This is a genomic window from Atribacteraceae bacterium, assembly GCA_035477455.1.
Classification (GTDB): Bacteria; Atribacterota; Atribacteria; order Atribacterales; family Atribacteraceae; genus DATIKP01.
Genome location: DATIKP010000078.1, coordinates 1 through 11,850, shown reverse-complemented (window position 1 = coordinate 11,850; position 11,850 = coordinate 1). Strand labels below are relative to the sequence as shown.

Annotated in this window: 10 protein-coding genes; 8 read left to right on the top strand and 2 right to left on the bottom strand. The window is 54.1% G+C overall.

The window, feature by feature from the left end; all coding sequences use genetic code 11:
• Window positions 1–234 precede the first annotated feature (234 nt).
• Both VLH40_04960 and VLH40_04955 read left to right on the top strand, forming a co-directional pair.
• Complete coding sequence (locus VLH40_04960; GenBank protein HSV31356.1) at window positions 235–1,254, top strand: SPFH domain-containing protein; 1,020 nt, start codon at window positions 235–237, stop codon at window positions 1,252–1,254.
• Between the two features lie 17 nt (window positions 1,255–1,271).
• The gene (locus VLH40_04955; protein HSV31355.1) at window positions 1,272–1,457 is read left to right on the top strand and encodes a hypothetical protein; all 186 of its coding nucleotides are present in this window, start codon (window positions 1,272–1,274) and stop codon (window positions 1,455–1,457) included.
• 122 nt (window positions 1,458–1,579) lie between these two features.
• Here the strand turns inward: VLH40_04955 and VLH40_04950 are convergent, their stop codons facing one another.
• Window positions 1,580–4,573 (bottom strand): diguanylate cyclase, encoded by a 2,994-nt coding sequence (locus VLH40_04950; protein ID HSV31354.1) that lies wholly within the window; start codon window positions 4,571–4,573, stop codon window positions 1,580–1,582.
• 1,440 nt (window positions 4,574–6,013) lie between these two features.
• Window positions 6,014–6,691, bottom strand: coding sequence for a hypothetical protein (locus VLH40_04945; GenBank protein ID HSV31353.1), 678 nt, complete (start codon window positions 6,689–6,691; stop codon window positions 6,014–6,016).
• A 322-nt stretch (window positions 6,692–7,013) separates the two neighbouring features.
• Between VLH40_04945 and flgF the strand changes: the two genes are divergently transcribed.
• From flgF to VLH40_04915, 6 genes are all read left to right on the top strand, one after another.
• Complete coding sequence (gene flgF / locus VLH40_04940) at window positions 7,014–7,772, top strand: flagellar basal-body rod protein FlgF (GenBank protein HSV31352.1); 759 nt, start codon at window positions 7,014–7,016, stop codon at window positions 7,770–7,772.
• An 81-nt stretch (window positions 7,773–7,853) separates the two neighbouring features.
• Window positions 7,854–8,642, top strand: a complete 789-nt coding sequence (gene flgG / locus VLH40_04935; protein ID HSV31351.1) for a flagellar basal-body rod protein FlgG — start codon at window positions 7,854–7,856, stop codon at window positions 8,640–8,642.
• 4 nt (window positions 8,643–8,646) lie between these two features.
• A complete protein-coding gene (gene flgA / locus VLH40_04930; GenBank protein HSV31350.1) occupies window positions 8,647–9,630 on the top strand; it encodes a flagellar basal body P-ring formation chaperone FlgA in 984 nt (327 codons plus the stop codon).
• Entirely contained in the window at window positions 9,627–10,235 is a 609-nt protein-coding gene (locus VLH40_04925) for a flagellar basal body L-ring protein FlgH (GenBank protein HSV31349.1), read from the top strand. The genes flgA and VLH40_04925 overlap by 4 nt, the downstream gene beginning before the upstream one ends.
• 47 nt (window positions 10,236–10,282) lie before the next feature.
• Window positions 10,283–11,401, top strand: coding sequence for a flagellar basal body P-ring protein FlgI (locus VLH40_04920; protein ID HSV31348.1), 1,119 nt, complete (start codon window positions 10,283–10,285; stop codon window positions 11,399–11,401).
• A 31-nt stretch (window positions 11,402–11,432) separates the two neighbouring features.
• Window positions 11,433–11,750 (top strand): rod-binding protein, encoded by a 318-nt coding sequence (locus VLH40_04915; protein ID HSV31347.1) that lies wholly within the window; start codon window positions 11,433–11,435, stop codon window positions 11,748–11,750.
• Window positions 11,751–11,850: the final 100 nt, after the last annotated feature.

The following is an 11,850-nucleotide window of genomic DNA, read 5'->3' as shown; positions in this document are numbered from 1 at the left end:
TAACCCCCCCATCATACTTTAAGCGCAGGACTTCTTTAATTTTGTGCATGGATAGCGTACGCTGCTCATAAACCCGGAGGCGGCCGGCTTCGGCCGGAACACCGGGCGATTTGCTCCGGAGTACGCAGCAATTACATCCTGTGCAATAAACACTTGACAATTATGTGGCTCCATCATACTATATAAATAATATTATTATAATATCAAATACATATTGTAAGGAGATGATTGATTATGTCTGAAAAAGCCATAGTACGTGAAGGCCTGGTGCATCACGAGGAAATCCGCCCGCCAGCCATGGCCGGCATGCCCATTTTGCTCCTCAATATAATCCTCATGGGAGCCGCAGTCGCGGCAATGGTTAGAGGGATTATGAGATTTGAAGCCGGCGGGGATAACGCACTTGGCACCATTTTGATCGTTGCAGGGCTTGCTTATCTATTTGTCGGATCCATCATCTTTGCCGGGTTGAAAGTACTGCGTCCTAATGAGGCGCTGGTCTTGACCCTTTTTGGAAAATACTACGGATCGCTTAAGCGCGAAGGGTTTTTCTTTGTCAATCCCTTTGTCAGCGCCCTGAATCCGGCCGCTTCCACGACTGGCATTGCTACCGCTATTCTGTCGGCCGGACTGGACAAGGCTCAGCGCCTGTCCGCACCGAGTAAGGTCATCTCGCTGAAAGCCATTACGCTAAACAATGACCAGCAAAAAATAAACGACAAACTGGGCAACCCGATCATTATAGGGGTGGTTGTAATCTGGAAAGTAGTTAACACAGCCAAGGCGGTATTTAATGTCGACAATTTCAAGGAGTTTCTTTCCATACAGTGTGACTCCGCGCTGCGTAACATAGTTCGGAACTATCCCTACGACACACCTGACCAAGACAGTGAAATGTCTTTACGCGGCAGCAGTCAGGAGGTAGCGGAAAAACTCCGGGTAGAAATTCAGGAAAAAGTGGAGATGGCCGGACTGGAAGTTATGGAGGCCCGCATTACCCATCTTTCCTACGCACCGGAAATCGCCGCCGCCATGCTCCAAAGACAGCAGGCTTCAGCCATAGTCGATGCCCGGCAGTTGATCGTGGAAGGCGCGGTGGGTATGGTGGAAATGGCACTGACCAAACTGAGTGAGAACGGCATCGTAAAGCTCGACGAAGAACGCAAGGCGGCAATGGTCAGTAATCTACTCGTGGTCCTCTGCGGAAATCGGGACGTCCAGCCGATTGTCAACAGTGGTACTTTGTATTCATAGTTAAACGAAGAACCTTGATGATGCCCAACGACGACAGAGATAAAAAGCAGTTGTTATTGCGGTTGTCGCTTTCTCTTTGGAAGGAATTGGCGGCTTGGGCGGAAGATGACTTTCGTTCCATCAACGGGCAAATTGAATACCTTTTAACCGAATGCGTAAAGCAAAGGAAAAAGAATATAAAAATGACGAAAGATGCAGGATGAATAATGGCTGGTGCACTCGCCTATTGGCCTGCGCCAGCCGAAGCGCCTGTAAGCTCGTTATCATCTTGCCATCGACATGATCGGCGACGAAGGTACCGACAGGACTTTTATGAGAATAGCGCTCATGGTTTTGACCTATGGCCTGAACCCTGTTTCCGTTTCTCCCCATACATCCGCTGGTCCGCCCAGGCCAGAACTTCCTCGATCGATTCCGAGCCACCCGGATTCCAGTAAGCACAACCAAGCGACAGGGTAACCGGAAAGTCGATCAACTTGCTCGTTTCATTAATCCGGGCAATCGCTGTACCGATCCGCTTTTTTACAGTGTCTACCTCTCCGCCATCAGTCTCGGGCAGAACAATCAGGAATTCATCACCGCCGTAGCGGACCACGATGTCTTCCTCGCGCACCTGCTGAGCAAGAAGTCTTCCCACCGCTTGCAGAACGCGATCACCGGTCTGATGGCCGAAGCGATCGTTTATCTCCTTAAACCGGTTGACGTCGATCATCAGGAAGGCGATCAGCCGCTTATGCCGCACAGCGCGGGAGACTTCCTGCTCGATTGTCTGGGTGAAGTAGCGGCGGTTGTAGACCCCGGTCAACGGATCGCGGATGGCCTGTTCCCTCAGTTCGTTCTGCAGACGAATCCGCTTGATCGCTTCGGCGGTTTGTCCGAGCAGAAGCTCAAGCCGGTGTACATCATCTTCGGTAAAGGCACCGACATCCGTGGCAACGACCTGAAAAACCCCGATATCGCCAATCGGCGCGCAGATCCCCGAGCGGAAATCCTTCCTTGCCGGCCTGGCTTCGGGAACCTCATCCGGACTACCAAAGACAATCGTTTTACCGGTATGGTAGGTCCTGGCCGCCAGTTCATCCTCCGCCAGAGACCTCTCCACGGCCGTCCCGGGAGGCAATTCCGATGAGGTCGCTTTCACCACCATCCGGTCTCCTTCCACGATATCCAGGAAGCAGAGCAAGAACCCCAGGATTCGTTCCGCCGCCTCCATAGTCAATCGATAGGCTTCATCTTCCGTTGCGCAAACCGCCAAGCGGCGGGTTATCTTGTTCAGGTTCTCTATCTTCCACTGCGACTCCGCCAGCGCTTCCTCCGCTTGCCAGCGCTCCTGCGCTTCCATGGCCAGCGAGACGAAATCCGCCAGCGATCCGGCGAAATTCTGCTCATCCGGCGTCCACCGGCGAGCGGGCCCGACATGTTCATGAGCGATGACCCCTACCGTTCGGCCGCCCAACCGAAGCGGGGCATCGAGTATGGAGGTAATACCGTGAGGAAAAAGGTAAGACTCCGAAAGTTCTCTGGTTCGGGGGTCGGTGAGTACATTGTCGGCCACGATAGCGCGCTCCTCTTCCAAGGCCCGAAAGTAAGCGGGATAGTCTGCCTGAACCAGCTCGAAGCCCTGGGCATGTCTTCCGGCACCCAGTTCATACTGGTCCAGGCACTGAATCTTTATACCTTTTTCATCGTATAACCATATGCTGGCCCGTTCAACCTCGAGCGTGCGGGCCGCAACCTCGGTAATCTCCTTCAGGAAGGCGCCCGGATCGCCGTTTTTTATCTTCATACTTCGCGATAGCTTCGCAAGCACCCTGTTCATTGTCCGAAGACGTCTTTCGCTCTTCCGCAACGCCTCCTCCGCTCGCTTGCGCTCGGTGAGTTCCCGGGAGACCGTCTCGTACAGCCGTGCGTTCTCTACGGCAATAGCCGCCTGATTGGCAAAGGTGGTCAGCAGCGTTTCTTGACCACGAAATGCTTGCGGCCGCAGGTTGCGCAGGTGGAGGACTCCAATCGAACCGGCCTTGCCGGTTAGCGGCAGATAGGCTACCGACTTGATATTTGTCCCCACCATATGCGGATTGACCAGGCGCGGCACCCCGGCACCCAGTTCCGGGACAATCGTACCGTCCTCACCGATCTCATCGACGATCACCATCTGTCCTGTGCCCATGACCAGACGGGTAAGGCCATGCTCCTGAGCGCGATCCTCGATTGACGGTACATCTGGAAAATTCTCAAAGCTACGCACCGTGCCGCTTTTTTCATCGACCAGCAGGATGCTGGTGTAATCGGCGCCCACCGCCTCTTTCGCCAGCGACACGATCTTTCCCAACACCTGATCCAGATCGAGAGAGGCGTTCACCACCTGCGAGGCTGCGTTAAGGGCATCCAGCTCTTGCACCTTGCGGGTGAGGGCTTCCTCAGCCTGCTGGCGCTTAGCTTCCAGCTCGATGTTGCTCAGGGCAAACGCGATGTCCAGCGCGACTTCAGCGAATAGTTCGTACTCTTCCTTATCGAAAATGAAATCGGCGGGGATGGACGCAGTGAGCATTCCGTAGACCTTTCCCGCATGTTCCAACCGGATGGCCATCACTCCCCGACCACGATGCGTGCCGGACAGAGAACAGCCAGCACACTCTGCATGTGGCTCTGCGCTTACCTGGACTCCAGGTTGCGCCAGTGCCTTCTGGGCGCAGATCGGCAACCGACCGCGCAGCAGATGGGCGGTCGGCGCTATGGACTCCTGGCTTGAGGGGGACTGTCCTACCGTAATAAGGCCTTTTTCTTCATTGAGTAGACCGATCCAGGCGGTATGATAGCCGTGCGCCTCGCTGAGCCTGTCGCAGACACCCTGTACCAGTCGATCGCGCTCCTTCTCGGTGACGATGAACTGGTTGACGTTACTGATGGCGCGCAGTGCAAGGTTAAGGTGCGCGATCTTCCTCTGGTTCCGCTTCCGTTCGGTGATGTCGATCCCTATCCCGTAGAAGAAGTCGTATTCGCCTTCTTCGGTGAAGATCGGCCGGCCATGCCATTCGACGAGAAGTTCTCGGCCGTCCCTGGTCAGCACACGATTCTCGTTTACCATCGGCTCGCGCGAACCTGCCAGTTTTTCGAATATTTGGGAGAGCGATCCGCGGTCACTCTGGGGGACGAAATTCGTCAGATAATCCTTTCCTAACACCTCATTAACGGTATAGCCGAGCGCGTTTCGCATCGCCTCATTCATCATCATCGTCTTGCCATCGACATCGATAGCGACGAAGAAGACCGGCAGGGCTTGAATGAGAATATCGCTGAAACTCTCTCCCTTACGCATTTTGCTCCTTCACCGTCTCACCCGCTAGTAGTTTTGACCCATCATCTGACTGGCCCCCTAAAATTAATGATCAAGTCAACAAGAGAGAAGTAGTCATGGAACGGCGATCAATGTTCTCCTTTTCCCCGTTATCCACTATAAACATACCGGAGGCTTAAATTCACCTCTTACAAATATTTTTTTTGAATGCTCTTCTTTTTGTACTGACTCTTGAAAAGAAAAACATTAAGGAACTCTTTAAATTGAGTCGATTCCTCCTGCAAAATTTTTGGATCGAATTCCGAATAAACCATGTATCGGCTTCTTCACGGTCACAAAGTAATGCGTCGTATAATTCCGCCATAAGAGGAGAATAAATTAGTTTTAACAAATTCTCGCTGAAATGCAACCCGGATTCTAAAGTTTTCCGCTAGTGCTGGTTCCGGTTGGTCAACGCGGCACTGACGGCATAAAAAACCGCATAATACAACCGGTTCGCACAAAAATCCCGGTGATTGATATGGTATTCATTTATAATTGTTAGATAACGATACGTTGTAAGACTATATCTTTGGTTTCTTTTAGGTATTCCGCTGTGTTTTATAATTTAATCTAGCGGGCACTTCCCGCCTGTAAAGGCGAGGTATCTATTTTCTTCAACCTTTTGTTGTGGTTGTAGCCATCAAAAAACTCCAAAAGCTTACCACTTAATTCAAAGATAACATAGAAAAGATATTTTGTTAAGACTTTTCTCTTGATCCGTTTAGATCATATCTTGATTCTACTGCAATAAGTAATTTTGCTGCAAAAGAACGAAGGAAGCCTGGGCCTGAGCTGCCTGAATCAGCCGCCGAAATCACCGCATTTTCGAAGTAAAAAGGCCAAGGATGGCCTTTTCAGCAGCACTGCAACCGGACGTGGTCATTGATGCGTGCAAGAAAATGCCAGATGAGGCGTTGCTGATGGCAACGGGGCCTCGGTGAAATGAGTTTTTGCAGTAAAATCTGTCTTACAATTCCTGTAAAAACAAAAAGTGGATGGCCGTTGTGCTACAGTACATTTGAGGGAAATCTAAAGAGTTGGGCCATCCACCCATGAAAAGGATACCAGCCAGCGAGAAGTTACGCACCTCTCCCGGGGAGATGGGGTTCCGGACTGGAGCCGGGCCTTCCTGGGCGTAGGGTAAAGGGTAAAGGCGGGGGATCTCCTTAGGCCCGCCGCCCGCCCTACCGGAAAAACGACCACGTCCCTCTGGAACAGAAGAACGGTCCCTATGTGCCCCCGGTACCGGGCGGCACTGGCAGAAATCTTCGCCGCAGGCGAAGAAGGTGGGAAGCGATGGATAGAGGAAGGATCATGCAAAAAATCGGTTATATCCGGTTGACCCCCTTCTTTTGGAAGTTGTTCCAGTGGCAGGACCCCGCCCGGTCACGTTGCGGGTGGGATAAACGAAAGGATCGCTCAGTCGCTCAGTGGTTCTTCGACCGGTTTGACCGCATGGTAGTTGAGGAGATCCATGGTTTCTCCACGCAGGGCCAAAACGTAAAGACCCCGCTGGGTGGCGTAGGCCACCTGGTTTTCCGGGATATACAGGGCGGCATAGATGGGGATGATCTTTTTTCCCGTGAACTCCGGCCAGTAGTCCGGGAGTTGGGGGAGAAAGGCGAGAAAGTCATCGATATAGCTTTGCCGGGACGTGGTCTTGGTTTCGTTGAAGAGCACGATTTCTTCGTACTCGGCGATTACATCGAACTCCCGTTGCTGGGACCGGTCTTTCCGTTTGAACCGGAAGGAGCGCACATACAGAGTCAGCGGTTCTCCGACACAGCCGAAATACCGCCGGGCGATCACCGGTAGGTTGGGAGCCACGATGTCTTCCGCCACGGTCCCCAGGCGGTTGGCCAGGTCCCCCCACATCTTGTTGAGTTCCCGGCGGGAGCCCACCATCTCTTCCTTGAATTCTTTCATCTCCTGAGCCGAATGTTCCCGGTAAGCCACCATCTCTTCCTTGAGTTTGTCCAGAGCCCAACGTTGTTCGATGAGCGCATTCTGAACCTTGGCAAAACCGAGGTTGGTATGGAGGATGAAGTCATTTAAGGTCTTTTCGAGATCAATGACTTTTTCTTTCACTTCTTGCATGTTTTTCATCTCCCTTCCGGCCGGGACGATCAGCGAGCGGGCATCAGGCCTATATTCTGCAGCACCTATTATATCATACCGCCCGGTTTCTTCCTGTCCCTTTGTCGAGATGGCAATGGAAGATTTGGTTCAGGGGGAAGTCCGTGGTAAGGAGGGGGGAGGGAGAGGGTGAGGATGGTATGTAATGGTTTTTCTGAAAAGGCAGGCTCTGTTTTGATTCTTATTTTTGGCAAGTATATTTATCCATACCTTCCAACAGAGACTAACAGAACGAGAATTCTTGACTTCATGTCCAGTTATAACCCAGAAAGGAGGCAAGCGAGTGATCCGGGGAATTTATACCGCTGCATCGGGAATGAACGTATTCGAAATCAAGCAGGGAGTGCTGGCCAATAACCTGGCAAATATCGAGACACCGGGGTTCAAGGCGGATCTCTTGCGAGCGGAAGCGGTTTACGAAAGGGCGATCTCCCGGTTTACCGATGAGCAGTCGCCGATCTCCATCGGAAGTCTGTCGATAGGGGCCCAGCTGATTAGTGAACACCAGACCGATTTTTCGCAAGGGCGGATCGAGACTACCGGAAATCATCTTGATTTCGCTCTGCAGGGAGGGGGGTTTTTTGTGGTCGCCACCCCGGAAGGTGAGGGGTATACCCGGGCGGGGAATTTTGCCCTCGATACCGATGGCCGCCTGGTAAACGTGGATGGGTTCCCGGTATTGGGGACAACCGGGGAGATCGTTCTTCCTCCGGGGGGAACGTTCCTGGTCGATGACCAGGGGAGGATCCGGGTCGATGATGAGGAGGTCGACCAACTGCGGGTAGTCGATTTTGACGATCGGAATCTCCTCGTGAAGCGCGGTCTCAATAACTTTTTCCCGGTTGACGATCTGGTTGAACCTCGGGAGGCGGTTGGTTTTCGGGTCGTGCAGGGCTCGCTTGAACGCTCGAATATGAACGTTGTTGAAGCTATGGTGACCATGATCGAGACTCTGCGTAAATTTGAAGCCGCGCAACGGGCGATCCAGTCCCAGGATTTGGCCTTACAGCGGGCCGTGAACGATATCGCCCGGCTTCGTTAAGAGAGTGTCCGTCGTCGATCGACAGAGAGAATAACCAGGCCGGACCGCACGGCGGAGGCCTGAACGGGGGAGGGAGTATCCATGATACGGGCTTTGTGGACCGCGGCGACCGGAATGATGTCCAGACAACTGGATATCGACGTGATCGCCAACAATCTCGCCAATGTGAATACAACGGGCTTCAAAAAGAGCCGGGTGGATTTTCAGGATATTATGTATCAGACCATTCGGGTCAGCGGCGCTCCGACCACGGAAGCGACCCAGGTGCCGGTAGGCATTGAAGTCGGTCTGGGTACGCGCCCGGCGGCCGTACAGAAAATGTTTTTTCAGGGAGACATGTATGAGACCCGCAACCCCCTTGATCTGGTCATTGAAGGAAACGGCTTTTTCCAGATTCTGCTGCCGGATGGTGAAATCGCCTATTCCCGGGACGGCTCTTTCAAACTCGACGCCCTGGGACAGGTGGTGACCAATGATGGGTTTTTGTTGGAACCGCCGATTACTGTTCCCCCTGAGGCGGAATCGATAACCGTTGGGCAGGATGGGATCGTGTCCGTCCAGATTCCCGGGGAAATCGAACCCCAGGAAGTCGGCGTGATCGAACTCGTACGTTTCATTAATCCGGCCGGCCTGACCAGCCTGGGGCGGAACCTCTATCGGGCCACCGCCTCCTCTGGAGAACCACAGATGGGGGTACCCGGCCTGGCTGGCTTTGGGAGCCTGGCACAGGGTTTTCTGGAGATGTCCAACGTTCAGATAGTCAAAGAGATGGTGCGGATGATCAGTGCCCAGCGGGCCTACGAAGTCAACGCCAAGGCTATAACCACAGCTGATGAAATGCTCCAGATTTCGAACAATCTCAAGCGGTAACCGGATGCGCGCGATGAAATACGCAGTGGGTTGGTTATTCGCCGGTATTGTGCTTTTTCTCGGGGGCTGGGTAGGACCGGTCTGGGCCCTGACCCTGTCTGTTGCTCTCCGTCCGAACGTGACGCTCCTGGCCGAGAGCCTCGTTCTCGGGGAAGTGGCGGAGATTTCTTATCCGGATGTTTACTGGGAGGGGGAACTACGCCGGCTCGACTTGGGTTATGTCCCCGCTCCCGGGGAAGCCCGGATGATCCGTCCCCAGGAAATCTTCGACCGGGTGGCGGCGAGAAGGATTCCCGGCCTCGCTTTTATCCATTTTTCCGGAGCGGAGTATTCTCGCGTGGTCTTTGCCGGTGAGATTATCCCCTGGTCAGCCATGAGCACCATGATTGAAGAAGAACTCTTACGCCTCTTTCCCTTCGCCCAAGCGGTGGAAATCCAGCCGCTGGGAGCCACCGAGGACCTGACCGTTCCTCCCGAGAGCACCCTCCAACTCTTCATTCCTTCCGGACTTAAGCCGTGGGGCCGGGGGACCGCTCACTTTACCGTGAGCGCAGCGGGAGGCTACGAACAGCGGGAAAGCGTGACCTTTGGCCTCAAGGTTTTTCGGGACACCGTCAGAACCATAGACCATCTCCGGCCGGGTGACGTAATTGGCGCCGACCAAGTGCAGGTCTTGCCGGAAGCGTTGTCCGCGGGTAATGATCAGGGTTTCGCTTCTCTGAATGAGGTCATCGGGCTTGAGGTCCGACGGGCTATGCGTCCCGGTGAAGTAATCTCTCCGGAGAAGGTTCAGAAGGAAACCTTGATCGAGCGGGGGGACTTGGTAACCATGGTAGCCAGGAATGGCTTGGTTACCGTGACCGCCACCGGCCGTGCCCGGGGAAACGGATCGTTGGGAGAGAGCATTGTCGTAGAGAATCCGGAATCCCGGAAACGGGTTCAGGCCCAAGTCATTGGGGAAAGATTGGTGGAGGTGGAGATACGATGAGACATGACCGGTTATTACTTAGCCTGGTGCTCGGTGCGACTCTGGCCGGTGGCCTGATCCTTCCGGTCCGGGGGGAGTCGCTTTGGAGCGATGACGGCTGGTTTGCGGATCCCTACTCGGATTTCAGAGCCTCGCGTCCGGGGGATCCGATCATGGTGATTGTCAGTGAGCACACAACCGGTTCCGGTGATGCTCAATCCAGCGGGGGACGGAGCACCAACATCAACCTGGCGGCTGGAGCGGGGATCTTCGATTTCATTCCTCCTGCCGGTTTATCCAGCGAGACTTCCCGGCAGGCACAACGGGGGGAAAGTCGGAACTTTTCTCTGAGAGGGGTGATTACTTGCCAGGTCAGCGAGGTTCTGGAAAACGGCAATCTCCGGATCAAGGGGAGCAAGGAGATGATCCTCAACAAGCAGCGGGAAATCCTCACCATTGAAGGGGTAGTCAGCCCCCGAGACATTACGGCGAACAATTCGGTTTTGTCCACCCAGGTGCTCGATGCGGTGATCAAACTGGATGGGACTCTGCGGCCGAGGGAGCGCAGTGGCTTGGTCGGCCTATTGAACGGCATTTTTGGATCCGTTCTTGATTTCCTTTTTTAGGAAGACCGGTTCGGTGTCCGTTAGAGGATAAAGGATAAAGGGGTGCGATGGTGATCAATACACTTAGAAGAGCTTCTCTCCTTCTGGTGATCAGCCTGTTTCTCACGTTCACCGCCAACGCGGAAACGGTCCGGATCAAAGATATCACCCGATTTGAGGGGGAACGGGGGAACCAGCTAATCGGGTACGGGCTGGTGGTGGGTTTGTCCGGGACCGGGGACAGTCGTAACAGTCTGTTCACCAATCAGAGCTTGGCGAACATGCTCCAGCTACTGGGGATCACGGTCGATCCACATCAGATCCGGTCACGGAATGTTGCGGGGGTGATCGTGACCGCCGAACTTCCTCCCTTTATCCGGCCGGGGGAAACCATTGATGTAAGCGTCTCCTCCCTGGGCGATTCCGAAACTCTCCAGGGGGGCGTCCTCCTGGTGACCCCGCTGAAAGCCGTGGATGGAAAGGTCTATGCGGTCGCTCAAGGACCGCTTTCCATCGGTGGTTTTGCCGCGGGCGGCGGCGGAGCCCAGGTGCAACGTAACCATCCGACAGTGGGCATGATTCCTAATGGTGGGATTGTCGAACGAACGGTGGACACCAGATTTTATGACCCGACCCGGGGGACGATTACCCTGTTGTTACAGAACCCGGATTTTGTCACCGCCACCCGGATCGCTCAGGCGATCAGCAATGAAATCGGGGGTCGGCGGACCCGAGCCCTCGATGCCAACCGGATTGAAATCACCATACCGGACCAGTACCTGCACCGGGTATCGTCCCTGATGGCGCTGATCGGGGAAATCCCGGTTACTCCTGACGTACCCGCCCGGGTCGTGGTGAACGAGAGGACCGGCACGGTGGTCATCGGAGGGAACGTGCGGATTCTTCCGGTGGCCCTCTCTCATGGGGATTTAACCGTGACCATTCAAACCCGTTTTCTGGTATCTCAGCCACCGCCCTTTTCGCCCGGAGAAACTGTAGTGGTTCCGGAAACGCAAGTGGAGGTCGTGGAAGAAGAAGTGGGACTGTCCAGGATCGAGGGTACGACGACTATTGACGATTTGGTGATGTCTTTGAATGCGTTGGGGGTCGGTCCCCGGGATTTAATTGCTATTTTACAGGCGCTGAATAAAGCCGGCGCCCTCCAGGGGGAATTGATTGTCGAGTAATAATACCCTCCGGAATACGAAGGAGCTTACCATGCTACGAATCGATCGAATACCCAAAGAACCGCTTTTGGTGCTCGACAGGAAGGGAAGCGGGCCGCTTCAGGATGGATTGAAAAAAGCCTGCGGTGAATTTGAATCGTACTTTCTCGGTTTTATGTTCAAGCGTTCGATCCAGCCGGTCCTGGTCACGGAATCCCCTTTTTTGAGTAAGCACGAGCGATGGTTTAAAGACATGTTCGTCGATGAGGTTGCCAGGTCGGCGAGCCGGGCCAACGGTATCGGGCTGGCGGAATATCTGTACCGGAACCTCGCAGGCTCTCTCGTCCAGGAAAGTGAATCCGGGGACTGACGGGTGAGATCGGGGGTTTGCGGGGGCTCAGATAACAGATCTTTGATTTTGCTGCAAAAACTCATTTCAGCGAGGCCCCGTTGCCATCAGCAACGCCTCA